Origin of the sequence: Microbacterium sp. R1 (assembly GCF_015159725.1) — a bacterium.
GTDB lineage: Bacteria > Actinomycetota > Actinomycetes > Actinomycetales > Microbacteriaceae > Microbacterium > Microbacterium oxydans.
This window is the reverse complement of the sequence record NZ_JADDUD010000002.1, coordinates 111,131-133,488: the sequence shown is the minus strand read 5'-3', so window position 1 is coordinate 133,488 and position 22,358 is coordinate 111,131. Positions and strand designations below refer to the sequence as shown.

Here is a 22,358-nt window from a genome sequence, read left to right as displayed (position 1 = left end):
CGTGTCCACAGAGCCACGAATCGTCGCGGGCCGGTACCGCGTCGACGAGCTCATCGGGCATGGCGGTATGGCGAAGGTCTACCGCGGGTACGATCTGACGCTCGGTCGAGACGTCGCGATCAAGATCCTCGACGCCGATCTGGCACGGGACACCACGTTCCGCAATCGATTCCGGCTCGAGGCCCAGGCCGCGTCACGGATGTCTCACCCTTCGATCGTCCGCGTGTTCGATGCCGGCGACCCCTCGACGAGCGACATCGGTTCCGACGAGCCGCCCTATATCGTGATGGAGCTCGTCAAGGGCACCCTCCTCAAGGACATCATCGCGGCGGGACCGGTGCCGGCGGCCGACGCCGTGCGCTATGTCGACGGCATCCTCGAGGCGCTCGACTACTCGCACCGCGCAGGCGTCGTGCACCGCGACATCAAGCCGGGCAACGTGATGGTGACCGACAAGGGTCAGGTCAAGGTGATGGACTTCGGCATCGCCCGTGCCGTCTCCGACTCGTCCTCCACGGTGGCTGAGACCACTCAGATCATCGGCACCGCCGCCTACTTCTCGCCGGAACAGGCCAAGGGCGAACCCGTCGATGCGCGAGCCGACCTCTACTCCACGGGTGTCGTCCTGTACGAGCTGCTCACCGGACGCCAGCCGTTCCGTGGCGAGTCGCCGGTGGCTGTCGCCTACCAGCATGTAAGTGAGACACCGGTCCCTCCGACCGAGGTCAACGAGGACGCTCCTCCAACGCTCGACCCGATCGTGCTGCGCGCACTCGCGAAGGATCCCTACCAGCGGTATCCGGACGCCGCTCACTTCCGCGCCGCCCTGGATTCCGCCATGACCGGCAATGCCCCGACGCGCAAGGAACTGGGAGCACTGACCAGCGAGCTGTACGGCGCGAGCCCGCGGCAGGCGCAGGAGACCGCGCGGTCGCTGCGGCAGTTGAGTGCGGACACCACCATGACCCGAACCCAGTCCGGACCACCGGTCGCCTGGATCTGGGCCGGAGTGGCACTGCTCGCGGTGCTGCTGGCATCGGTGCTGTTCTGGGTCGTCACGATCAGCATGCGCCCTCCCGAGGTGTCGAGCACGTCGCGAACGATCCCGAACCTCGTCAACGTGTCATCCGAGCGCGCACAGGACGACCTCGCGAACCTCGACCTCTCGTCGAAGATCGTGATCGAGACGAGCTCCGAGGTCTCCGAGGGAAACGTGATCCGCACCGACCCCGAGGCGGGGGTGTCGGTCGAGGAGGGCTCCACGGTCACGCTGTACGTCTCCAAGGGCGAGGAGACGGTCGTGATGCCCAAGATCGAGGGCATGGCACTCGACGACGCCACGAACGCGCTGAAGGCCGCCGGGCTCGAACTCGGAACGGTCATCCAACGCAACGACAAGGCGTTGGCCGCGAACACGGTCATCTCCGCCAGTGAGAAGGCCGACGCCGAGCTCGATCCGGGAACCGTCGTCAACCTGGTCGTGGCCAGCGGCACGGTGACGCTCACCGACCTCGCCGGCTGGACCGTCGACGCCGCCACGGCCAACCTCACCGATCTCGGCCTGGTGGCCGTGCCGACGGAGACGGCCGAGTGCCCGGCCACGGAGCCGCCGACCGTGCACTCCATGTCGGTCGCACCCGGTGACGTCCCGGTCGGCTCGTCCGTCCAGATCTTCTTCTGCACCGGTTGACGCGCAGGTCCCGGTGACGCTCAGCCGCCGGTGAGCCGGACCGTACCTTCAGCGTGACAGGGGGTGCAGCGTCTCGGCGCGCGCGACCGCTCCGTCGTCGCCGCACAGTTCCAGCCAGTTCGCCAGGAGTCGGTAGCCGCCCTCGGTGAGCACGCTCTCCGGGTGGAACTGCACGCCCCACACCGGCAGGTCGCGGTGGGCCAGCGCCATGACCGTCCCCTCCTCTGTCCAGGCCGTCACCATGACCTCGGGTGGCAGGTCGGAGGCCGCGAGCGCGAGCGAGTGATACCGCCCTGCATCGAACGGCGAGGGGATTCCTGCGAACAGGGGAGAAGCGTCGTGCGTGACCGACGAGACCATCCCGTGCATGAGTTCGGGAGCTGCGGTGACGGGAGTCCCGAAGGCCTCTCCGATCGCCTGGTGTCCGAGACACACACCGAGCGTCGGCACCCGCAGCCGCGTGGCGACGCGCACGGCATCGATCGACGCTCCTGCATCGGCAGGTGCACCGGGGCCCGGAGAGAGCATCACCGCGTCGTACGCCGGCACCAGCTTCTCGAGTCGGGCGGCATCCGTCGCATCCGCTTCGATCATGTCGGCGTCTGCGCCGAGCTCCTGCAGGTATCCGACCAGGGTGTGCACGAAGCTGTCGTGGTTGTCGACCACGAGCACTCGCGTCATTCGACGTCGACCTCGCCGGGGGCGATGATCGGGCTCACCCAGGGGAACACGTACCAGAACAGTCCGTAGAGCACGGCGGCGATGACGATCACGAGGATGAGCACCCGCAGCCACCACGGGCCGGGCAGCAGGCGCCAGAGGGCGGCGTACATCAGGCTTCTCCCTTTCGGATGTCCATGATCACACCGAGGGTGCGGCCGGCGGAGGCGGCGGATCGGTCAGAGCGGTCGGCGGACCCTCGGCGCGTGGCTGGAAGCTCTCGAACACCCCGTAGGCGACGATGCGCTCGGCCAAGGAGTACAGCGGAGAGCAGGCCGTGAGCGTGATGTACTGCTCCCCGGTCTGCTGCTCGGGCATCTGCGGCACGTCGGCGAGCACATCGGTCTGGCTGGGCTTCACGTACTCGAGCGTGCGGAACCGGTAGGTGTACCAGCCGTCAGGTGTCTCCACGACGATCGCGTCGTTCAACTGCAGCTTGTCGAGCTGGTTGAACGGCTTTCCCCACGTGGTCCGATGCCCGGCCAGCGAGAAGTTGCCGACCTCGCCCGGCATCTTCGAGTTGGTGTAGACCCCGATCCCCTGCTGGTCGAGCGTGCGGGCACGGCTCGTCCCGCCGAAGATCCCGAAGTTGTAGTCCGCGCCGAAACGCGGGATGTGCATCTGTCCGAACCACTGCGCATCGGCCGGGGCCGCGGGCACGGGGGGCACGTATGCCGTGGTTCCGTCGTCTTCCTCGACGACGGGCGGGAGCGCCGGGGGCTCGGCCTGTGCCAGCGCCTGAGACACGGCTGCACCCTCGTCGTTCTTCTGGGCGCTGATGATGATGTCGCCGATCCACATCTGCCACGCGACGAAGAGCAGGACGATCACGCCGGCGGTGAGGAGCAGCTCTCCGAGCACGCTCGCGAACGTCGCGCGCGAGCGCGGCCGCTGTCGCCGCGGACGCCGCCCCCCAGGCACGACGGATGCAGTCATGCGGTGATCATATCCGGGAACGCTGAGCGCGCGCCGTGGCCTCTCCGTCTGCGGCGGCATCCTGGCCTCGGCGGAGGACAGGTCTCATGGGTACAATGACGGAATGGCACGTGACCGCAAGACTGAAGAACCCGCCGTCGAGCGCGCCGAAGGCGACGCCGCTCCCAACGCCGTGTGGTTCAAGCCGGTGATGATCGGCTTCATGCTCCTGGGGCTCGTGTGGATCCTTGTCTTCTACATCTCCGGCATGCAGTACCCGATCCCGGGGCTGTCGAACTGGAACCTGGCGATCGGCCTCGGCATCGCGCTGATCGGCTTCCTGATGACCACTCGCTGGCGCTGACGCCTCCACTTCTTCCAGAAAGGCCCCCTCGCATCGCGAGGGGGCCTTTCTCATACCCATCCCGGATTCCACTCCGCTCCGGTGTACAGCGGCAACGCCACCGAAGGTCGTAGGCGGGTTCCCGGAGTGAGCATCGGGAGGGACCCGCGAAGCGGGAGGGAGCCCGTTCTGCGAACGAAGGGAATCCGCCTACGACCGTCCCCCGGAGATGCCCGCCCACAAGTCCACCCAGAGCGAAAGTTATCCACAGGTCCATCCACAGCCTGGGGAGAATTACACCGGTGTTATTCACAGGGGTTAACAACCCTGTTAACAACTCGGGATCAGGACAAAAGGATGAGCGGCGGCACGAAGGCGACGACGACGATCAACAGGACGACCAGCGCGGACAGCAGAACGATCTGCAGGGTTCGCTGGTCTCGGCGCTTCGTCTTGACATAGATGAAGGCCACCAGCGCGCCGATGACGACTCCGCCGAGGTGCGCCTGCCAGGAGATCCGTCCACCCCCGAAGACCAGCCCGTAGACGAAGTTGATGCCGAGGATGACGAGAAGCCCGGTGACATTGGCGCCGAGGTGCCGGCCGACGATGAGCAGAGCGGCCATCATGCCGAAGATCGCTCCCGAGGCCCCGACCGTGGAGGTCAGCGGGGCGAGCACCGCCACCATGACCGAGCCGCCAAGACCGCTGATGAGGTAGAGGGCGAGGAACCGGACGCGGCCGAGCATGGGCTCGAGGCTCTGTCCGAGCATCCACAACGCGAGCATGTTGAGGGCGAGGTGGATGAAGCTGCCGTGGGCGAAGACGGCGGTGAGCAGTCGCCAGGGCTCGAATGGCAGCGGCGAGAGGTTCGGGTACAGATACGGGGCCGCGAAGAGCATCTGCCCGGTGATCTGCTCGCCGATGCCGGGGATCAGCTGAACCAGTCCGATGAACGACGTGACGGCGAGGAGAGCGTAGGTGACGACCGGCTTGCCGCTGCGGGCCATCGCCATGGTCGCGCCGCTGCCGCCCCAGCGCCGAGCCGCCTTCTTCTGAGCGGGGGTGCGGTTCTTCTTGTCCGCGTTCATGCACTCGGGACAGATGACGCCGACAGCCGCCTGCGTCTGGCACTCGGGGCAGATGGTGCGCATGCACCGCTGGCAGAGCACGAAGCTCTGCCGATCCGGATGGCGGTAACAGAAGTTGTCGCGATTGCTCGTGAACTCTGGCGTGGTCATCCGGATCGGCCGCAGCTGTCGTCAGGCCGCGACGATGTCGATCGACTGCAGCACGACAGGCTCGACCGGACGGTCGCCCGGGCCGGTCTGCACGGCGCCGATCGCGTCGACGACTGCGCGGGAAGCGTCATCGGCGACCTCGCCGAAGATCGTGTGCTTGCCCTGCAGCCACGGGGTGGGGTCCGTCGTGATGAAGAACTGCGAACCGTTGGTGCCCTCGGGCTTGCCGGTGATGGCGTTGCGACGCAGGCCGGCGTTGGCCATCGCGAGGATGTACGGCTTGTTGAAGTCGAGCTCCATGTTGATCTCATCGTCGAAGTTGTAGCCGGGGCCGCCGACGCCCTGTCCGAGCGGGTCGCCGCCCTGGATCATGAAGTTCGGGATGATGCGGTGGAAGATGACGTCCTTGTAGAGGGGTCCGTCGCCGGGCTTGCCGGTGGCGGGGTCGGTCCACTCCTGGGTGCCGTCGGCGAGGCCGACGAAGTTCTTGACCGTCTTCGGTGCGTGATCGCCGAAGAGGTTGATGACGATGTCACCGTGGTTGGTGTGCAGGGTTGCGACATGAGAAGCGTGAGCCATGCCTTCATTCTCGCAGAGCTTCCGGTGAGTTGGCCGAGGCCTGTACCCCTGATCAGCCGAAGAAGCAAGGGTCGGGCGATTCCCTCCCGGCTTCCAGCCTGTCGTGGCAAGATGGGGAACCCGTACTCCAATGGACAGGAGAGCATCGTGAGCCTCAGCCGCAAGCGGAAGAAGGAACTGCGTCGTCTTCAGAAGGAAGCGAACCAGCTCTGGGAGAACCAGCAGGTGCTCGTCGGTCACGCCGCCGATGTCGCCCGGGAGGCCGGACGTCAGCTCGGCAGCCTCAATCGTGAGCAGGTCGTCCCGGTCATCCAGGACACGTACAACCGTCGCGTCGCCCCGGTCGTCGACCGTGGCGTCAAGATCGGCAAGCACGTCGTCGACGACAAGGTCGTCCCGATCGTGGGCGGAGTCGTCGGTTCCGCCCTCACCGCGTGGGATGTCGCCAACGCGAAGCGTCACGGTGTGGCCGTCCCGGCACCCCGCGGTGCTTTCGGGAAGAAGCAGAAGTCGGGCCCGGGTCTCGGCTCCGTCATCGCTATCGTCCTCGGCGCGGCCGCGGCCGTCGGCGTTCTCTACGCCGCTTGGCAGGCACTGCGCGCCGACGACGAGCTCTGGGTCGCGGACGACCCGCTCGCCGCACCCGACGCGTGACCCCGTCCGATATCGCCTCCGTCGCCCCGGGTGACGGAGGCGATCGGCATGCGCGGGTGCGTGAAGCGGCCGCAGCCCGCGGTCTCGAGATCGAGATCCGTGAGCGCCCGGCGGCAGGCAGCCTGTTCGAGGCAGCCGAGCTCCTCGGCATCCCGCCGTCGGGCATCGTCAAGACACTCGTCGTGAAGCGCTCCGACGACACGTTCCTGTTCGCGCTGATACCGGGCGGACGCTCGATCTCCTGGCCGAAGCTCCGCGCCCTGGTCGGAGTGAACAAGCTTCGGCTTCCGGAAGCGGAGTTGGCTCTCGCGGCGACAGGCTACGAGCGCGGCACCATCGTCCCGATCGGCAGCACCACCGACTGGCCGATCTACGCCGACGAGTCCATCGTCGGTCAGCGCATCGCCATGGGTGCGGGGGCCCACGGATACAGTCTGTTCGTCGACGCAGACGACCTGATCGCCGCCTACGGGGCGACCGTCGCAGACATCTCCGTTCCCGAAGAGCGCTGACCCCGGCCGGGGCTCGGTCGGTTCAGAGGATCCCGGCCATCCGCATGGCGATGTCGACCAGCCGCACCCGCTGCAACTCGGCCACCGCCTTCACCGGAAACCACTCGGCCATGTCGGTCGAACCGCCGGTCTCGAAGCGCAGCTTGCCACCGGTGACCTCGGCTCGGTAGACGATGCGCAGCGTGTGCAGCGGTTCTGCTGCCTTCTGCACTCGACGACCCGCGGGAATCACACGGGAATGGATGCCGAGGAGCTCGCCGACCTTGACCGTGTAGCCGGTCTCCTCGCGGAGCTCTCGACGTACGGCGTCTTCCGGAGATTCACCCGGCTCGAGCCCACCCCCGGGCATCGTCCACGCGACGCGACGACCCTCCGTCCAGCGCGCCAACAGCAGCCGTCCGTCGTCATCGGTGACGACCGCGTACGCCGCGACACGCAGGTCCATGGACACACCCTATCCGTCAGCGAAGGCGGTCGATGACCGTGCGTCACGCTCCGGAAACCGACGGTCCGCTCCGATCGATCAGGAATCGAGAAGCGCTCTGTCCTCCGGCCTCCGTAATGTGATCTCCACAACGGACAGCACCAGGAGAGGACCGATCATGGCCGAGAAAGAGAAGAACTTCAGCGCCGAGGAACGCGAGGCCATGCAGGCTGCCGCGAAGGAAGCGCGCACGCGCCGCTCCAGGGCGAAGAAGTCCCCGGAGGAGCTCCGCGCCGCGGGGGAGGCCGACATCAAGGAGGCGATCGAGAAGCTCACACCCGAAGACCAGGCCCTGGCGAAGAAGCTGCATGACCTGGTCTCCGAGGTCGCCCCCGATCTGGTCCCCCGCACCTACTACGGGATGCCGGCGTGGGGTCGCGACGGCAAGGTGCTCTGCTTCTTCCAGCCGGCCAGCAAGTTCAAGGTCCGCTACGGAACGTTCGGGTTCGAACCGATCTCGAACCTCGACGACGGAACCGTGTGGCCGACCGCCTATGCCGTGACCGACCTCACGAAGGCCGACCTCGAGTTCCTGGGCGAACGCATCCGACAGGCGATCAGCTGACGACACCCTGCTGCCCCGAGGCTGCTCGGGCAGTACCGTTGAGCCGTGAGCACTCTGCCCTTCCCCGCATCCGTGTACGCCGCCCGCCTCGCCGACGCCGCAACGCTCGCGGCTGAAGCGGGAATCGATGCCGTCATCGTGGGTCCCGGACCCGACCTGCAATACCTGCTGGGCGTGGAGGGCGACACCATCGAGCGGCTCACCGCACTCGTTCTCGGTCCCGGAGTCACGCCCACGGTGGTGGTGCCGCGGATGGAACTCGCCAAGCTGCGAACCACGGCCGCCGGTGAGCTCGGCATCCGCGTCGCGGACTGGGTGGACGGAGAGGATCCCTACGCGCTGGTCGGCGAGGCAGCGGGTGCGGTGGCACGCGTCGGTGTGTCCGACGCCCTCCCCGCCCTGCACGTCATCCCGATCGGTGAGCGCCTGGGTGTGCGCCTCGAGCTCGCCACACCGGTGCTGCGCGAGAGCCGCATGATCAAGGATGCCGAGGAGATCAGAGAGCTGCGCCGTGCCGGAGACGCCATCGACGCGGTGCACCGGCGCGTGCCTGAGTGGCTTCGTGCCGGACGCACCGAGCGCGAGGTGGCTGCCGACATCGCCGAGGCGATCGTCGCCGAAGGGCACCGCACGGTGGAGTTCGTGATCGTCGGATCGGGCCCGAATGGTGCGGACCCTCACCACGAGGTCTCGGACCGCGTGATCGAAGAAGGCGACGTGGTCGTGGTCGACATCGGTGGGGCTGTCCCGAGCGGCTACAACTCCGATAGCACCAGGACATACGTGGTCGGAACCCCCGACCCCGCCGCAGCTGAGCGCATCGGAGTGCTGGTGCGCGCGCAGCAGGCTGCGGTCGATGCCGTGCGCCCCGGAGCCACCGCCTCCGAAGTGGATGCCGCAGCGCGAACCGTTCTCGACGAGGCGGGCCTCGGGGAGGCGTTCCTGCACCGCACCGGCCACGGAATCGGAGTCTCGGTGCACGAAGAGCCGTACATCGCGCCTGGCAACGATCTGGTGCTCCGCGAGGGCATGGCCTTCAGCATCGAACCTGGTATCTACTTCGCCGGCGAATGGGGTGCCCGCATCGAGGACATCGTCGTCGTGACGGCCGAGGGTGGCCAGCGACTGAACGTCGCACCGCACGGGCTGACTTCGGTCGGCTCCGACTGAGACGCACCCGGATATGCAGCGCCGTCGCAAGGTATCGTCCGCCAATGCGTCGCCGGCGACCCGCGCGCGCTACGCCCGACGTCGACAGAATCGCCTCGCGCGCGTGGACAACGACCTCACCGATGAGCAGTGGTGCGCCCTGATGGACGCCTGGGGCGGGTGCGCGTACTGCGGGGGAGACGGCGCCGCTCTGCAGCGCGACTGCATCCAACCCGTGTCCCGCGGCGGCCGCTACACGCTCGAGAACGTGGTTCCGGCGTGCGCCTCCTGCAATGCGAGCAAGCACAATGACGAGGTCACGGGCTGGCTGCGCCGCAAGAAGCTCGACGAAAGGACATTCCTCGTGCGGCACGCCACGATCCTCCGGGAGCTTCGACCCGCCGAATGAAGCCGGTGCGCGCACTCGCTACTCTCGACTCATGACGACGATCGCTGCGATCACTGCCGAGGACCGCCCCGAATGGGAGGTGCTCTGGAAGGGGTACCTGTCCTTCTATGAGACCGACCTCGATGACGCGACCACGGCGGCGACCTTCAGGAGACTCGTCGACCGCGGATCGGGGATCCGTGGTGCGATCGCCCGCGATGACAACGGCGTCGCGGTCGGCATCGTCCACTGGCTGACGCACGCCGGCACCTGGACGATCACGGACTACTGCTATCTGGAAGATCTCTTCGTCGCGCCAGACGTGCGCGGCGGTGGTGTCGGCAGGGCGCTGATCACTCACGTGCGCGCATGGGCGGAGCAGCACGGGTCGTCCAAGCTCTACTGGCTCACAGCGGAGTCGAACACCACGGCGCGGGGCCTCTACGATCGTGTCGCGTCGCGGTCGGGCATGATCCACTACGAGATCGATCTCGACTGAAACGGTGACCGAAGGAAAGAAGCCCCCGGCAGGTGCCAGGGGCTTCTTCATCCTGTGGAGCCTAGGAGATTCGAACTCCTGACATCCTGCTTGCAAAGCAGGCGCTCTACCAACTGAGCTAAGGCCCCGTGAGGGATTTCTTGAGTTAAGGAGTGGGGCTACCAGGACTTGAACCTGGGACCTCTTCATTATCAGTGAAGCGCTCTAACCGCCTGAGCTATAGCCCCGTCAACCTCCAAGACTTTACCGGAGAAAGACGGAAAATCCGAATCGAGGGGGAGCGCCCGGGAGTGTCTCCCCCTCGATCGTCTTCAGCGACCCGGTCGGATGGTCGCGGTGCCGGCCGAGAGGGAGACGTCGATCGTCCTCCGCGAGCTCGACGCCTCATCCACTTCGGCGTTCAGCGTGCCCGCGCTGATCTCCTGGGAGATCGCGTACTCGACGTCGGGAACGGTCAGATCGAGAGTGCCGGCACTGACGTCGATGGATGTCAGCGCGGGAGGCGTTCCCGTCAGCTCCACGGTGAGATCACCCGCGGAGACACCGAGGTCGGCCTGGGCGATGCCGTCGAGCAGGATGTCGGCACGACCGGCGCTCATCTGCACGTCGAGCTCTTTCGCGGCTCCTTGGATGTCGAGAGCACCCGCGTTCACACTGACATCGAGGATCCCGAAGTCTCCGGCCACATCGAGGCTGCCCGCATTGAGGTTCAGGTCGGCATCGAGTCCCGCGTCGCGAAGGCTCTCCGGGAGCGTGAGCACAGCGACCTCCTCCTCACCGAACCAGCCGCCGATCCACCATCCGAAGACCCCCTGCGGGCTCCGCACGACCAGCTCGTCGCCGTCACGTTCGAATCTCCACGGGGTACCGCGTCCGTTCGTGATGGCGAGTGTGGCCTCGTCGCCGTCGCCGAACTCGACCCGCATGCTGCTGGCGTCGGCGGAGAGGTCGATGCTCTCCAGCCCGGCGACACCCACGCTCTGCACGGAGTCGGCACGGTTCGAAGTGGCGATGGTGCCGACGGCTGCCGCGGCTGCTGTTCCGCCGGCGCCGAGAAGTGCGAGCCCACCGACCACCGCCGTCACGACCATGACCGCGGTCGCACCGGACGAGCGGCCGGCGGGAGGAGGGGTCGGAGCCGCGTGCGGAGCGTCAGACTGCGGAACGGAGGCGGGTGGCGGGGTGAGCGGGGTGTGTCCGCCCTGGTCCCCGTTGTTGTCGGTGGTCATCGTGCCACTCCTGTCTGGCCGGTCGGCGGCGTCGTGCCACCGGTGTTCTCGATGTGGGCGAGGGCGGCGAGCACACGGCGGTTGCCCGACTCGTCCTGTTCGAAGCCCAGTTTCTGGAAGATGGAGGTGATGTGCTTCTCGACGCTGGCTTCGGAGAGGAACAGCAGTCCGGCGATCGCCTGATTCGACTTGCCCTCGGCGATCAGTGCGAGCACGGTGCGCTCGCGCTCGGTGAGCCGCAGCATCCGATCATCACGGTTACGCCGTGTCAGCAGCTGGGCGACGACCTCGGGGTCGAGCACGGTGGCTCCCTCGGATATCCGCTGCACGGAGGCGAGGAACTCCGAGACGTCGGCGACCCGATCCTTCAACAGGTAGCCGAGAGGGCCACCCTGCGCCGCGATCAGGTCGGAGGCGTAACGCTCCTCGACGTACTGGGAGAGCACGAGGATCGCGAGCGACGGGTGGGTCGACCGCAGACCGAGAGCGGCCCGGATCCCCTCGTCTGTGAAGGTCGGAGGGAGACGCACATCCAGGATGCATAGATCGGGTGCCTCCGTGACGACGGCCTGGTCGAGACCCTCGATGTCGGGAAGAGCGGCGACCACCTGGTGACCGGCGTCTTCGAGCAGACGGACCAGGCCCTCGCGCAGCAGGACCGAGTCCTCGCAGATCAGGATGCGCACGGGACGCTCACCTCCAGGCTGGTGGGACCGCCCTGAGGACTGTCGAGGCGGAAGGTTCCGCCGGCGGCGAGGATGCGGTTCGCGATGCCGTCGAGACCACCGCCCGGCTGCACCTGCGCTCCTCCGATGCCGTTGTCCTCGACCCGCGCCCACAGCGTGTTGCCGTCACGCAGCCGCACGACCACACGGGCCTCGCTGGCTCGGGAGTGCTTCGCCGCGTTGGTCAGGGACTCGGCGATCGAGAAGTACACGGCGGCCTCGGCCTCGCGACTGCACCGACCGTCCATCCGCACGTCGAGGTGCACGGGGATGTGGGAGCGTCCCGCGAGTGCCGACAGTGCGGCGTCGAGCCCCCGGTCGTCCAGCACGGAGGCATGTATGCCGCGTGCGAGCTGACGCAGCTCGGTGATGGCCGCCTTCGTCGAGGTGTGAGCCTCGTTGATGAGTTCCTTCGCCGCACCGGGATCGCTGTCGATCTTCTGCTGAGCGAGCCCGAGCGTCATCCCCACGGAGACGAGACGGGGCTGGACTCCGTCGTGCAGATCGCGCTCGATGCGGGTGCGCTCGACATCGGCGGCGCGCACGGCCCCCTCGCGCTGGGCCGTCGAGGTACGGACACGCTCGGTGAGCTCCGTCTCCCTGCTGCGGATGACGATCGCGAGCGACAGGGTGCGATGCAGCAGTGCGAGGCCGATGATCCCGACGACGCAGGCTGCGATGCCCAGGATCCCGATGAGCGGGGCCCACTCGGCAGGAATGCCCCCGCCGCCGAACGGTCCCATCACGGAGTCGACTCCGGTGAGCGGTGCGAACGAGACGACGATCGACCAGATCAGGCCCCAGAACAGCCGAAGCACGACCCACCCGAGCACGGCGGAGATGGCGAAGTTGGCGACAGCGCGCCACATGCGTCCATCGATCGCCTGCCGGCCCAATGCGCGCAGCCATCCGACGAAGCCGGGGCGGTCGCGTGGCTGCAGCCGCAGGGGGCCGACCGGAGTCCGGTACAGCGACCCGACCCGAGCGATCTCGAACCAGCCGAGACCGTAGAGGGCATAGACCAAGCCGACGAGCAGGACCAGACCGATACCGGCGACGAAGAGGAGTCCGAGTCCGGTACCGAGGAGGCCTCCGAGCGTGCCGAAGATGGCGCCGCCCAGGACGCCGACGCCTGCCAGATGCAGGATCGTGAGGAAGATGCGCAACGGCGGCTTCACCGCTGTTGCGGAAGCCGGGGTCGCAGTCTGAGTGGTCATGGTTCCAAGGTACGGCGGTGGGGGAGGCCACGACAGCGAGCCAACCGGACACTCCGATTCGGGTTTTCCGTAAGAGTTCCCGTGATCGTCGCGGTTCGACCACGACGGTTCTGCTTCACTGGGGGCATGAGTACGCATGAGGGGGAACCGCACGGCACCGGTCTCGGTCAGCGACTGAACTGGCTGCGCGCAGGAGTGCTCGGCGCGAACGACGGCATCGTCTCGGTCGCCTCACTCGTCGTCGGGGTGGCCGGCGCCACGACCGACAACGCCGCACTTCTCACAGCGGGAATCGCCGGCCTCGTCGGAGGCGCGATCTCGATGGCCCTCGGCGAGTACGTGTCGGTGAGCAGTCAGCGTGACAGTGAGAGGGCACTGATCGCGAAGGAGCGCGAGGAGCTCCGTACGATGCCGGCCGTGGAGCTCGACGAACTCACCCAGCTCTATCGCGACCGCGGGCTCTCGCCGGAGACAGCGCGCCAGGTGGCCGAGGAGCTCACCGCGCACGACGCCCTCTCCGCCCATCTGGAAGTGGAACTGGGCATCGATCAGGATGACCTCGTGAACCCGTGGCACGCGGCGCTCTCCTCCGCGGTGGCGTTCACTCTCGGAGCACTGCTGCCGTTGCTGGCCATCCTCCTTCCCCCTCCGGAATGGCGCGTGCCCGTGACGTTCGTCGCAGTGCTTCTCGCGCTCGCGGTGACGGGAACCCTGTCGGCGAAGATCGGCGGCTCCGCTCCGATGCGCGCATCCATACGGCTGGTCGTCGGCGGCGGACTCGCACTGGCGGCGACCTGGCTCATCGGCACCCTCCTCGGTACGACCGGCGTGGTCTAGCGATCCCGCGCCGAGCAACGACGAAGGGCGGGTGCCGCAGCACCCGCCCTTCGTGGATCCGTACCGAGGATCAGTTCGACATGAAGCCGACCAGCAGTCCGCCGGTCACCTTCACCGCGAGGTTGTAGATTCCGGCGACCACGGCGCCGAGCACCGTGAAGACGATCAGGTTCAGGATCGCCACCACGGCGGCGAAGGCCATCACCTGCGGCAGTCCCACGACCTCGGACAGCACGAACGTGTTGTCGGTGATGCCGAGCAGGAAGCTCTCCGCCGTCGTCATGATCCCCGTCGCCTGGAACACGAGGAAGATGAGGAAGAACGAGACCATCGTGACGACCGCGAGGGCCACGGCTCCGAGGAACGAGAGCTTCACGGCCGACCAGAAGTCCACGTAGACCAGTCGGAGGCGTACCTGCTTTCCGCTGGTCTTGCGGGTCGACTTCTTCGCCAGCTTGTCGGCCACTGTGCTCATGCGTCTGTATCCTCAGGGGTCTGGGTCGTCTCGGGGGCCTGGGTCTCTGCGTCCTCCGCATCGGCCTCTTCTTCGGCGAGGCCGCGCTCACCGTTACGGGCGATGGCGAGGATGCGGTCGGCCTCCGTCGTACGGGCGAACACCACTCCCATGGTGTCTCGACCCTTGGCGGGGACCTCGGCCACGGCAGAGCGTACCACCTTGCCGCTGGACAGAACCACCAAGACCTCGTCGTCCTCGGAGACGATCAGACCACCCGCGAGAGTGCCCCGATCATCGTTGAGTTTGGCGACCTTGATGCCCGTTCCGCCGCGACCCTGAACCCGGTACTCCTCCACCGCGGTGCGCTTCGCATAGCCGCCGTCGGTGACCACGAAGACGAACTTCCCCGGCGCGGCGACGGATGCCGAGAGCAGGCAGTCCTCATCGATCTTGAACTTCATTCCGCGGACACCGGCCGTCGCCCGGCCCATCGGGCGCAGGGCTTCATCTGTCGCCTCGAAGCGCACCGACATGCCTCGACGGCTGATGAGGAGGATGTCGTCCTCGGCGTTCACGAGCAGCGCGCTGACGAGCTCGTCCTCCTCGTTCAGACGGATCGCGATGACACCGCCCTGACGGTTGGTGTCGTAGTTGTCGAGACGGGTCTTCTTGACCAGTCCGTCACGCGTCGCGAGCACCAGATAGTCCGCCACCTGGTAGTCGCGAATGTCGAGCACCTGGGCGATGTTCTCGTCGGGCTGCAGGGCGAGCAGGTTCGCCACGTGCATGCCCTTGGCGTCGCGACCGGCCTCCGGCACCTCGTACGTCTTCGCGCGATAGACGCGACCCTTGTCGGTGAAGAACAGCAGCCAGTGGTGCGTGGTCGTCACGAAGAAGTGCTCGACGATGTCGTTCGCCCGCAGCTGGGCACCCTTGACGCCCTTGCCGCCGCGGTGCTGCGAACGGTAGTTGTCGCTGCGCGTGCGCTTGATGTAGCCCTCGCGCGTGACGGTGACCACCATCTCCTCTTCGGCGATGAGGTCCTCCATCGAGACGTCGCCGTCGAAGCCGTGCAGGATGTGGGTGCGGCGCTCGTCGCCGAAACGCTCGACGATGCCGGTCAGCTCTTCCCGGATGATGGTCCGCTGACGGCCCTCGTCGGCCAGGATCGCCTTGTAGTCGGTGATCTGCGCCTCGAGCTCGTTCGCCTGATCGATGATCTTCTGACGCTCGAGGGCTGCGAGCCGGCGCAGCTGCATCTGCAGGATCGCATCGGCCTGGATCTCGTCGATGTCGAGAAGCTTCTGCAGGCCCTCGTTGGCGTCGGCTGTTGTCTGCGAACGACGGATCAGCGCGATGACCTCGTCGAGCGCATCGAGCGCCTTCAGGTACCCGCGCAGGATGTGCATGCGCTTCTCGGCCTCGCGAAGGCGGAACTCGGTCCGTCGCACGATCACGTCGATCTGGTGGGAGATCCAGTTCGAGATGAACCCGTCGATCGCGAGCGTCCGGGGGACGCCGTCGACGATCGCGAGCATGTTCGCGCCGAAGTTCTCCTGCAGCTGCGTGTGCTTGTACAGGTTGTTCAGCACGACCTTGGCGACCGCGTCGCGCTTGAGCACCACGACCAGGCGCTGACCCGTGCGGTCCGACGACTCGTCACGGATGTCGGCGATGCCGGTGATCTTGCCGTCACGGGCGAGGTCGCCGATCTTCACCGCCACGTTGTCCGGGTTGACCTGGTACGGCAGCTCGGTGATGACGAGGCAGGTACGACCCTGGATCTCCTCCACATTGACGACCGCGCGCATGGTGATCGAGCCGCGGCCGGTGCGGTAAGCCTCGTGGATGCCCTTGGTGCCGAGGATCTGCGCGCCAGTCGGGAAGTCCGGGCCCGGGATGCGTTGGATCAGGCCTTCGAGCAGTTCCTCGCGGGAGATGCCGGGGTTGTCGAGTGCCCAGAGCGCCGCGTCGGACACCTCGCGCAGGTTGTGCGGCGGGATGTTGGTGGCCATTCCGACCGCGATGCCGACCGAGCCGTTGACGAGCAGGTTCGGGAAACGGGCGGGCAGGACCGTCGGCTCCTGCGTCTGGCCGTCGTAGTTGTCGGTGAAGTCGACGGTGTCTTCTTCGATGTCGCGCACCATCTCGAGCGCGAGCGGAGCCATCTTGGTCTCGGTGTATCGCGGAGCCGCGGCACCCATGTTGCCGGGGGAGCCGAAGTTGCCCTGCCCGAGGGCCAGCGGATACCGCAGAGACCACGGCTGCACCAGTCGCACGAGGGCGTCGTAGATCGCCGAGTCACCGTGCGGGTGGTACTGACCCATTACCTCGCCGACCACACGGGCGCACTTCGAGAACGACTTGTCAGGACGGAATCCACCGTCGTACATGCCGTAGATGACACGGCGGTGCACCGGCTTGAGGCCGTCACGCACATCGGGGAGCGCACGCCCCACGATGACGGCCATGGCGTAGTCGAGGTAGCTGCGCTGCATCTCCGACTGCAGGTCGACCTGATCGATCTTGCCGTGGTCGTGTTCCGGCTCGGTGCGTTCTTCGTCAGTCATCAATCAATCTCTCTGTCACACATCTGGTCTGAGCCCGCGGGCATCAGATGTCGAGGAAGCGGACGTCCTTGGCGTTGCGCTGGATGAAGCTGCGTCGGGACTCGACGTCTTCGCCCATCAGCACACTGAAGATCTCGTCGGCCGCGGCCGCGTCTTCGATGGTGATCTGCTGCAGGGTGCGAGTGGTGTGATCCATCGTCGTCTCCCACAGCTCCTTCGGGTTCATCTCACCGAGACCCTTGTAGCGCTGGATGCCGGCATCCTTCGGGATGCGCTTGCCGTTCTCGATGCCGTGCTTCAGCAGGGCGTCGCGCTCGGCGTCGCTGAACACGTACTCGTGAGCCGAGTTCGACCACTTGAGCCGGTAGAGCGGCGGCATGGCGAGGTACACGAAACCGGCCTCGATGAGCCCGCGCATGTAGCGGAAAAGGAGCGTCAGCAGCAGGGTGGTGATGTGCTGACCGTCCACGTCGGCATCGGCCATCAGCACGATCTTGTGATAGCGCGCCTTCTCGATGTCGAACTCTTCGCCGATGCCGGTGCCGAAGGCCTGGATCATCGCCTGGACTTCCTTGTTGCCGAGCGCCTTGTCGAGACGCGCGCGCTCCACGTTGAGGATCTTTCCTCGGAGGGCCAGGATCGCCTGGGTGTGAGGGTCTCGACCCTGCACGGCGGAACCACCGGCCGAGTCACCCTCGACGAGGAAGATCTCGCTGATCGACGGATCCTTGCTCGTGCAGTCCTTGAGCTTGTCCGGCATGGCCGCCGACTCGAAGACGCTCTTGCGACGCGCCGTCTCACGGGCCTTCCGCGCGGCGAGACGAGCCGTGGCCGCATCGATCGCCTTGCGGATGATGTTCTTCGCCTGGTTCGGGTTGCGCTCCAACCAGTCGCCGAGCTGGTCGCCGACCACTTTCTGCACGAACGCCTTCGCCTCGGTGTTGCCGAGCTTCGTCTTGGTCTGTCCCTCGAACTGGGGCTCGCCGAGCTTGATCGAGATGACTGCGGTCAGTCCCTCGCGCACGTCGTCGCCGGAGAGGTTGTCGTCCTTCTCCTTGAGGAGGTTGTTCGCTCGCGCGTATTTGTTGACCAGGGTCGTCAGTGCCGCACGGAAGCCTTCCTCGTGCGTTCCACCCTCGTGGGTGTTGATGGTGTTGGCATAGGTGAACACGTTCTCGGTGTACGAGGTCGTCCACTGCATCGCGACCTCGAGCGAGATCTTGCGCTCGGTGTCCTCCGACTCGAAGGCGATGATCTCGTCGTTGACCACTTCGGCGTGGCGCACCTTGTTGAGGTACTCGACGTAGTCCACCAGACCGCGCTCGTAGAAGAACACATCGCCGGGCTGCTTGGTGACGGTCGCGCCGTCCTCCTCGACCTCGTAGGCCGACGACTCGCGCTCGTCGCGCAGCTCGATGCGCAACCCCTTGTTGAGGAACGCCATCTGCTGGAACCGCGTGCGGAGGGTGTCGTAGTCGAACTCGGTCGTCTCCTGGAAGATCTCCGCGTCGGGCCAGAACGTGATGCTCGTCCCGGTCTCGTCGGTCGCCTCGCCCTTCTCGAGCTTCTGCTGGGGGACACCGCCGTCGGCGAAGCTGTGCCGCCAGACGAAGCCCTTCTGCTTGACCTCCACGTCGAACCGCGTCGAAAGGGCGTTCACGACGGAGGAGCCGACGCCGTGCAGTCCACCGGAGACGGCGTACGCGCCGCCGCCGAACTTTCCGCCGGCGTGCAGGATCGTGAGGACGACCTCGACCGTCGACTTGTTCGGGTCCGACGAGTGCGGGTCGACCGGGATTCCTCGGCCGTTGTCGACGACGCGCACGCCGCCGTCGGCGAGCATCGTCACCAGGATCGTGTCGGCGTATCCGGCCAGCGCCTCATCGACCGAGTTGTCGACGATCTCGTAGACCAGGTGGTGCAGGCCTCGGGGACCGGTCGACCCGATGTACATGCCAGGGCGCTTGCGCACAGCCTCGAGGCCCTCGAGGATCTGGATCGAATCCGCGCCGTACTCTCCGGGCTGCTTCGCCTTGGGTGCGGGCTGTGGAGTCTGGGTCCCTGAGCCAGTCGAAGGGGCGGGGGTTCCCCCGGTGTTCGATTCCGTCTCGTCAGCAGGGGATTCAGGCGTCATCAGAGGGCATTCTCCACATCGATATCACGAACTCCCATTCTAGCGGAGTTTCGTCGAGAAATGCCGCTCAACGGCCGTGTGTGGGCCTCTGAGCGTTTCGACCCCCTCGGATGGTGCCCTACCCGTAGGTATCGCGTGGGCCCCGTCCTGGAACGGCTCTGGGACCCCATTTCCACGAGGGGACGTCCGGTCCGATGAACCGGAGGTTCTCCACGCCCGCATCCGGATACCGTCGACCGATCTCCGTGAGGATCGTCGCCCGCATGAACTGCAGGTTCTTCGCCCACGCCGTCGAATCGCACTTGACGGTGAGCAGACCGCGCTCCAGAGACACCGGCTCCGAGTGCTTCGCGGTGTCGGCACCAGCGAGGTCGGCCCACTGCCGAACGAGGTCCTCCCGCGCGAGGGTGATCTGCCATCCCGAGTCCCGACTCAGCTTGTCGAGCACGGCGCCGAGCGCGCCGGGATCGCGCCCCGGCGTGAACGGCGCGTTGTCGTCGTCCGTGGTGATGCGCCGCTTGCGCTTCCAGCTCTTCGAGCTCGGCTGCAGGCCGCGCAGTCGCAGGTACGTGCCGATCGTCTCCGGGACGTCAGCCGGCGGAGTGGAGACCGGGGGAGTCGATGCCGCGTCAGTCATCCGTCCCCCTCTCGTCGCTGATCGTTCCAGCGCTGATCCGCACCACGTGCGCGTGCAGTACCTCGGGGATATCCTCCTCCACCGCTGCCGTCACCACCACCTGTTCGTATCCTGCCGTCAGGGCGGCGAGGCGCTGTCGACGATCGGCATCGAGTTCCGCGAAGACGTCGTCGAGGATGAGGACGGGATCTCCGGCCGGGGACTCGCTGCGCAACAGCTCGGCCGAGGCCAGCCTCAGCGCGAGGGCCACAGACCACGACTCGCCATGCGATGCATAGCCCTTCACAGGGAGGTCGCGAACACGCAGCACGAGGTCATCGCGATGCGGACCGGTGAGGGTGAGTCCGCGGTCGAGTTCGTTCGACCGCTTCGCCGCGAGCGAGGCGCGGAACAACTCGGCGATGTGCCCGGGATCTCCGAGCCGGTCGACCGATGATCCGGCGTTTCCTCCGTCCGCGGCATCTTCGCCCTCTTCGGGATCTCCTCCGCCGACCGAGAGGGCCCATTCCAGCTGCGGGCGGTGGTCGGCCCCGGCGATCGCCTCGTACGCATCGGCGACCGGCTGCTGCAGATCCACGGCCAGCCGCTGTCGAGCGGTGATGATCTCCGAACCGAGGGAGACGAGCTTGTCGTCCCACACATCGAGAGTGCTCAGCGCCTCGCCGCGGATTCCCCTGGCCCTGGCCGACTTCAGGAGCGCGTTCCGTTGCTTGAGCACACGGTCGTAGTCGGCGAGGACGGCGGCGAGTCTCGGGGTGCGCTGGATGAGGAGCTGATCGGTGAACCGACGACGAGCCGAGGGATCGCCTCTCACGATCTGCAGGTCCTCCGGAGCGAACAGCACGACGTGTGCATACCGGGGGAGCTCGTTCGGCTTCGACGGCGACCCGTTGATGCGCGCCTTGTTCGATCCCTGCCGGTTGACCTGCACCTCGGCGAGGACACGGCGCTCCCCGTGAGAGAGGCGAGCCCTGATGACGGCGAACTCCTGTCCGTCGCGGACCATCGGTGCGTCCGAGGAGACACGATGGGACCCCAGAGTCGCCAGGAACACGACCGCTTCGGCGAGGTTCGTCTTGCCCTGGCCGTTCCTGCCCACGAGGACGTTCGGACCGCGGTGGAGAGCGAGTTCGGCGGTCGCGTAATTGCGGAAATCGACCAGACTCAGGTGCTCCACAATCACGGAGTCAGCCTACCTTCGGTGTCCGACACCTGATTCAGTGTCGGTGAATCTCGGGGATGGGGAGGCGTTAAGCTCCCTGCTCTCGCCGAGCGGGGTCAGCGCAGGAGGAGGTTGGGCTGCAGCAGGTACTTGAACGAGTCGAGGCCGGCCTGATCGACCGAGGTCTGACTCGTGATGAGGACCGGGCTGAGCTTGTTGGCGTTGTCGCTCGATGTGAAGGTGACGCGCACGAACTCGCTCTTCACGGCGCCGAGAGCCTCGATCAGGTACTGCGGATTCAGTCCGAGCGTGACCTCGTCACCGCCGGAGAGGATCGCGTCGACCGACTCGGAAGCGCGCGCATGGTCTCCGCCGGAGGCGTCCATGGTGACGCTGTCGTTCGAGAACGTGAAACGCAGCGGAGCGGCGCGATCGAGGACGAGCGATACGCGGCGGACCGCTTCGACCAGGTCGGCGGTGTTCACGACCGCGTAGTGGTCCGTCTGCTCGGGGAACAGACGACGCACCGGCGGGAAGTTGCCCTTGATCAGGAGCGAGGTGACGGTCTTGTTTCCTGCGGTGAACGCGATGATCTCGCGGTCGCCGGCTCCGGAGAACGCGACCTGGATCGTTCCGGCGTGTCCGAAGGTCTTCCCGACCTCCAGCAGCGTGCGCGCGGGAACCAGCGCGGTGGCCTCGACCGCTTCACCGTCCCACGGCACGTCTCGGAGCGAGACGCGGTAGCGGTCGGTGGCGACAAGACTCAGGGTCTGGCCGGAGACCTCGAGCTGCACACCCGTGAGCACCGGCGTGACGTCATCGCGTGAAGCCGCGAATCCGACCTGCGCGATGGCGGTGCCGAAGTCGTCGGCGGGAACGACTCCCGACGAGCCGGTGACCTCGGGGATGGACGGGTATTCCTCGACCGGCATGGCGGCGAGGGTGAACCGCGCGGAGCCACAGGTCACCGCGATGCCGCCGTCTTCCTCGACCGCGATCTCGATCGGAGCGTTCGGGAGGCGGCTGGCGATGTCCGAGAGAAGTCGACCGTGGACCAGGATCGTGCCCGGGGTCTCCACCGTGGCCTCGATGGTGGTTCGAGCGGAGGCCTCGTAGTCGAATGCCGAGAGCGTGAGGCCGGAACCGTCCGCCTCGATCAGCACTCCCGCGAGGATCGGCTGTGGGTTGCGCTGCGGCAGGAGCTTGACGACGAACGAGACAGCCTCGCTGAAGACATCGCGGTTGACCTGAAACCTCACGGGTGCTCCCTTGTCGTCGAACTGTGACGCGTCGTCGTCGGCCCTGCCGGTGCAGGGCTTCCCATGCTAGCCCCACAGTCCGGCGTATCCCTACGCCGAGGTTCCTGTCATTCGACGGTCGGCTCTCCACACCGTCTGGTGATCGGATCGCGCCCTGAATGACTTAACTCCTTAACGGTGTTAACAGCTGTGGATACTGTGGATAAGTCGGTGGATAGCAAGAGCGAGTAGGGAACTACACAGTTGTCAGTTGTGGAAACCCTGAGGAATCCGCGGGTTGGCGGGGGTGAGGTGCTCGAAGCCCCTCCCGGAGTTATCCACAGGTTTGGGTGATCGACCCACATTCGTCCCGATCGAATCCACGGTCATCCACAAGTTATCCACATGTGCAT

24 protein-coding genes and 2 tRNA genes are annotated in these 22,358 nt (G+C 66.5%); 9 read left to right on the top strand and 17 right to left on the bottom strand.

The genetic code is table 11. The features are described from left to right. The first annotated feature begins 1 nt into the window (after position 1). Positions 2 to 1,690 (top strand): Stk1 family PASTA domain-containing Ser/Thr kinase, encoded by a 1,689-nt coding sequence (gene pknB / locus ILP86_RS12480; RefSeq protein WP_058630932.1) that lies wholly within the window; start codon positions 2 to 4, stop codon positions 1,688 to 1,690. Between the two features lie 48 nt (positions 1,691 to 1,738). On the opposite strand, the gene ILP86_RS12475 is transcribed toward pknB, so the two are convergent. The 3 genes from ILP86_RS12475 to ILP86_RS12465 are packed head-to-tail and all read right to left on the bottom strand — an operon-like array spanning position 1,739 to position 3,346. Next, on the bottom strand, positions 1,739 to 2,371 hold the full coding sequence (locus ILP86_RS12475) for an aminodeoxychorismate/anthranilate synthase component II (RefSeq protein WP_061016328.1): 633 nt from the start codon (positions 2,369 to 2,371) through the stop codon (positions 1,739 to 1,741). Then, positions 2,368 to 2,523 carry a membrane protein gene (locus ILP86_RS12470; protein ID WP_046747986.1) on the bottom strand — a complete coding sequence of 52 codons (156 nt, stop codon included), beginning with the start codon at positions 2,521 to 2,523 and terminating at the stop codon, positions 2,368 to 2,370. Before ILP86_RS12470 ends, ILP86_RS12475 begins: the two co-directional genes overlap by 4 nt. 28 nt (positions 2,524 to 2,551) lie before the next feature. Next, positions 2,552 to 3,346, bottom strand: a complete 795-nt coding sequence (locus ILP86_RS12465; RefSeq protein WP_058630934.1) for a class E sortase — start codon at positions 3,344 to 3,346, stop codon at positions 2,552 to 2,554. Between the two features lie 103 nt (positions 3,347 to 3,449). On the opposite strand from ILP86_RS12465, the gene ILP86_RS12460 reads away from it, so the two are divergent. Continuing rightward, positions 3,450 to 3,689 (top strand): cell division protein CrgA, encoded by a 240-nt coding sequence (locus ILP86_RS12460; RefSeq protein ID WP_045263578.1) that lies wholly within the window; start codon positions 3,450 to 3,452, stop codon positions 3,687 to 3,689. Between the two features lie 323 nt (positions 3,690 to 4,012). Here the strand turns inward: ILP86_RS12460 and ILP86_RS12455 are convergent, their stop codons facing one another. Then, a complete protein-coding gene (locus ILP86_RS12455) occupies positions 4,013 to 4,909 on the bottom strand; it encodes a rhomboid family intramembrane serine protease (protein ID WP_193762109.1) in 897 nt (298 codons plus the stop codon). Positions 4,910 to 4,930: 21 nt separating this feature from the next. Next, positions 4,931 to 5,488, bottom strand: a complete 558-nt coding sequence (locus ILP86_RS12450) for a peptidylprolyl isomerase (protein ID WP_046747983.1) — start codon at positions 5,486 to 5,488, stop codon at positions 4,931 to 4,933. Between the two features lie 147 nt (positions 5,489 to 5,635). Between ILP86_RS12450 and ILP86_RS12445 the strand changes: the two genes are divergently transcribed. Next, positions 5,636 to 6,142: a hypothetical protein gene (locus ILP86_RS12445; RefSeq protein ID WP_046747982.1), complete on the top strand. Its 507-nt coding sequence runs from the start codon at positions 5,636 to 5,638 to the stop codon at positions 6,140 to 6,142. Positions 6,143 to 6,198: 56 nt separating this feature from the next. After that, on the top strand, positions 6,199 to 6,654 hold the full coding sequence (locus ILP86_RS12440) for an aminoacyl-tRNA deacylase (RefSeq protein ID WP_171011004.1): 456 nt from the start codon (positions 6,199 to 6,201) through the stop codon (positions 6,652 to 6,654). Positions 6,655 to 6,676: 22 nt separating this feature from the next. Here the strand turns inward: ILP86_RS12440 and ILP86_RS12435 are convergent, their stop codons facing one another. Next, positions 6,677 to 7,099 carry an NUDIX hydrolase gene (locus ILP86_RS12435; RefSeq protein ID WP_058630936.1) on the bottom strand — a complete coding sequence of 141 codons (423 nt, stop codon included), beginning with the start codon at positions 7,097 to 7,099 and terminating at the stop codon, positions 6,677 to 6,679. Between the two features lie 157 nt (positions 7,100 to 7,256). Here ILP86_RS12435 and ILP86_RS12430 point away from each other — a divergent pair, with 157 nt between their 5' ends. From ILP86_RS12430 to ILP86_RS12415, 4 genes are all read left to right on the top strand, one after another. Then, positions 7,257 to 7,703, top strand: a complete 447-nt coding sequence (locus tag ILP86_RS12430) for a DUF1801 domain-containing protein (RefSeq protein ID WP_061016333.1) — start codon at positions 7,257 to 7,259, stop codon at positions 7,701 to 7,703. A gap of 45 nt (positions 7,704 to 7,748) precedes the next feature. Beyond that, on the top strand, positions 7,749 to 8,873 hold the full coding sequence (locus tag ILP86_RS12425; protein ID WP_061016335.1) for a Xaa-Pro peptidase family protein: 1,125 nt from the start codon (positions 7,749 to 7,751) through the stop codon (positions 8,871 to 8,873). Positions 8,874 to 8,976: 103 nt separating this feature from the next. After that, positions 8,977 to 9,261: an HNH endonuclease signature motif containing protein gene (locus ILP86_RS12420; RefSeq protein ID WP_308431933.1), complete on the top strand. Its 285-nt coding sequence runs from the start codon at positions 8,977 to 8,979 to the stop codon at positions 9,259 to 9,261. A 31-nt stretch (positions 9,262 to 9,292) separates the two neighbouring features. Continuing rightward, entirely contained in the window at positions 9,293 to 9,739 is a 447-nt protein-coding gene (locus ILP86_RS12415) for a GNAT family N-acetyltransferase (RefSeq protein WP_061016339.1), read from the top strand. A 55-nt stretch (positions 9,740 to 9,794) separates the two neighbouring features. Here ILP86_RS12415 and ILP86_RS12410 read toward each other — a convergent pair. The 5 genes from ILP86_RS12410 to ILP86_RS12390 all read right to left on the bottom strand — a co-directional run bounded on the left by ILP86_RS12410 (position 9,795) and on the right by ILP86_RS12390 (position 12,910). Next, positions 9,795 to 9,867 (bottom strand) — tRNA-Ala (locus ILP86_RS12410). Between the two features lie 25 nt (positions 9,868 to 9,892). Continuing rightward, positions 9,893 to 9,966: transfer RNA gene (locus ILP86_RS12405), tRNA-Ile, on the bottom strand. 84 nt (positions 9,967 to 10,050) lie between these two features. Continuing rightward, on the bottom strand, positions 10,051 to 10,968 hold the full coding sequence (locus ILP86_RS12400; protein ID WP_193762106.1) for a hypothetical protein: 918 nt from the start codon (positions 10,966 to 10,968) through the stop codon (positions 10,051 to 10,053). Continuing rightward, positions 10,965 to 11,654 (bottom strand): response regulator transcription factor, encoded by a 690-nt coding sequence (locus ILP86_RS12395; RefSeq protein WP_058630950.1) that lies wholly within the window; start codon positions 11,652 to 11,654, stop codon positions 10,965 to 10,967. The genes ILP86_RS12400 and ILP86_RS12395 overlap by 4 nt, the downstream gene beginning before the upstream one ends. Beyond that, on the bottom strand, positions 11,642 to 12,910 hold the full coding sequence (locus tag ILP86_RS12390; RefSeq protein ID WP_046747974.1) for a histidine kinase: 1,269 nt from the start codon (positions 12,908 to 12,910) through the stop codon (positions 11,642 to 11,644). Before ILP86_RS12390 ends, ILP86_RS12395 begins: the two co-directional genes overlap by 13 nt. Positions 12,911 to 13,036: 126 nt before the next feature. Here ILP86_RS12390 and ILP86_RS12385 point away from each other — a divergent pair, with 126 nt between their 5' ends. Beyond that, positions 13,037 to 13,747: a VIT family protein gene (locus tag ILP86_RS12385; protein WP_046747973.1), complete on the top strand. Its 711-nt coding sequence runs from the start codon at positions 13,037 to 13,039 to the stop codon at positions 13,745 to 13,747. Positions 13,748 to 13,817: 70 nt separating this feature from the next. Here the strand turns inward: ILP86_RS12385 and ILP86_RS12380 are convergent, their stop codons facing one another. From ILP86_RS12380 to dnaN, 6 genes are all read right to left on the bottom strand, one after another. Continuing rightward, complete coding sequence (locus tag ILP86_RS12380) at positions 13,818 to 14,222, bottom strand: DUF3566 domain-containing protein (RefSeq protein ID WP_017829919.1); 405 nt, start codon at positions 14,220 to 14,222, stop codon at positions 13,818 to 13,820. Beyond that, a complete protein-coding gene (gene gyrA / locus ILP86_RS12375; protein WP_046747972.1) occupies positions 14,219 to 16,774 on the bottom strand; it encodes a DNA gyrase subunit A in 2,556 nt (851 codons plus the stop codon). The genes ILP86_RS12380 and gyrA overlap by 4 nt, the downstream gene beginning before the upstream one ends. 43 nt (positions 16,775 to 16,817) lie before the next feature. Next, positions 16,818 to 18,908, bottom strand: coding sequence for a DNA topoisomerase (ATP-hydrolyzing) subunit B (gene gyrB, locus ILP86_RS12370; protein ID WP_082108635.1), 2,091 nt, complete (start codon positions 18,906 to 18,908; stop codon positions 16,818 to 16,820). A 118-nt stretch (positions 18,909 to 19,026) separates the two neighbouring features. Further along, complete coding sequence (locus tag ILP86_RS12365; RefSeq protein ID WP_058630953.1) at positions 19,027 to 19,545, bottom strand: DUF721 domain-containing protein; 519 nt, start codon at positions 19,543 to 19,545, stop codon at positions 19,027 to 19,029. Next, on the bottom strand, positions 19,538 to 20,728 hold the full coding sequence (gene recF, locus ILP86_RS12360; RefSeq protein WP_058630954.1) for a DNA replication/repair protein RecF: 1,191 nt from the start codon (positions 20,726 to 20,728) through the stop codon (positions 19,538 to 19,540). Before recF ends, ILP86_RS12365 begins: the two co-directional genes overlap by 8 nt. A gap of 95 nt (positions 20,729 to 20,823) precedes the next feature. Beyond that, positions 20,824 to 21,966: a DNA polymerase III subunit beta gene (gene dnaN / locus ILP86_RS12355; protein ID WP_046747969.1), complete on the bottom strand. Its 1,143-nt coding sequence runs from the start codon at positions 21,964 to 21,966 to the stop codon at positions 20,824 to 20,826. Positions 21,967 to 22,358: the final 392 nt, after the last annotated feature.

Coding starts and splice junctions, on each gene's coding strand:
- ILP86_RS12475 (WP_061016328.1), bottom strand. CDS start 2,371: ATGACGCGAGTGCTCGTGGTCGACAACCACGACAGCTTCGTGCACACC.
- ILP86_RS12470 (WP_046747986.1), bottom strand. CDS start 2,523: ATGTACGCCGCCCTCTGGCGCCTGCTGCCCGGCCCGTGGTGGCTGCGG.
- ILP86_RS12465 (WP_058630934.1), bottom strand. CDS start 3,346: ATGACTGCATCCGTCGTGCCTGGGGGGCGGCGTCCGCGGCGACAGCGG.
- ILP86_RS12460 (WP_045263578.1), top strand. CDS start 3,450: ATGGCACGTGACCGCAAGACTGAAGAACCCGCCGTCGAGCGCGCCGAA.
- ILP86_RS12455 (WP_193762109.1), bottom strand. CDS start 4,909: ATGACCACGCCAGAGTTCACGAGCAATCGCGACAACTTCTGTTACCGC.
- ILP86_RS12450 (WP_046747983.1), bottom strand. CDS start 5,488: ATGGCTCACGCTTCTCATGTCGCAACCCTGCACACCAACCACGGTGAC.
- ILP86_RS12435 (WP_058630936.1), bottom strand. CDS start 7,099: ATGGACCTGCGTGTCGCGGCGTACGCGGTCGTCACCGATGACGACGGA.
- ILP86_RS12430 (WP_061016333.1), top strand. CDS start 7,257: ATGGCCGAGAAAGAGAAGAACTTCAGCGCCGAGGAACGCGAGGCCATG.
- ILP86_RS12415 (WP_061016339.1), top strand. CDS start 9,293: ATGACGACGATCGCTGCGATCACTGCCGAGGACCGCCCCGAATGGGAG.
- ILP86_RS12400 (WP_193762106.1), bottom strand. CDS start 10,968: ATGACCACCGACAACAACGGGGACCAGGGCGGACACACCCCGCTCACC.
- ILP86_RS12390 (WP_046747974.1), bottom strand. CDS start 12,910: ATGACCACTCAGACTGCGACCCCGGCTTCCGCAACAGCGGTGAAGCCG.
- ILP86_RS12385 (WP_046747973.1), top strand. CDS start 13,037: ATGAGTACGCATGAGGGGGAACCGCACGGCACCGGTCTCGGTCAGCGA.
- ILP86_RS12380 (WP_017829919.1), bottom strand. CDS start 14,222: ATGAGCACAGTGGCCGACAAGCTGGCGAAGAAGTCGACCCGCAAGACC.
- gyrA (WP_046747972.1), bottom strand. CDS start 16,774: ATGACTGACGAAGAACGCACCGAGCCGGAACACGACCACGGCAAGATC.
- gyrB (WP_082108635.1), bottom strand. CDS start 18,908: ATGACGCCTGAATCCCCTGCTGACGAGACGGAATCGAACACCGGGGGA.
- ILP86_RS12365 (WP_058630953.1), bottom strand. CDS start 19,545: ATGACTGACGCGGCATCGACTCCCCCGGTCTCCACTCCGCCGGCTGAC.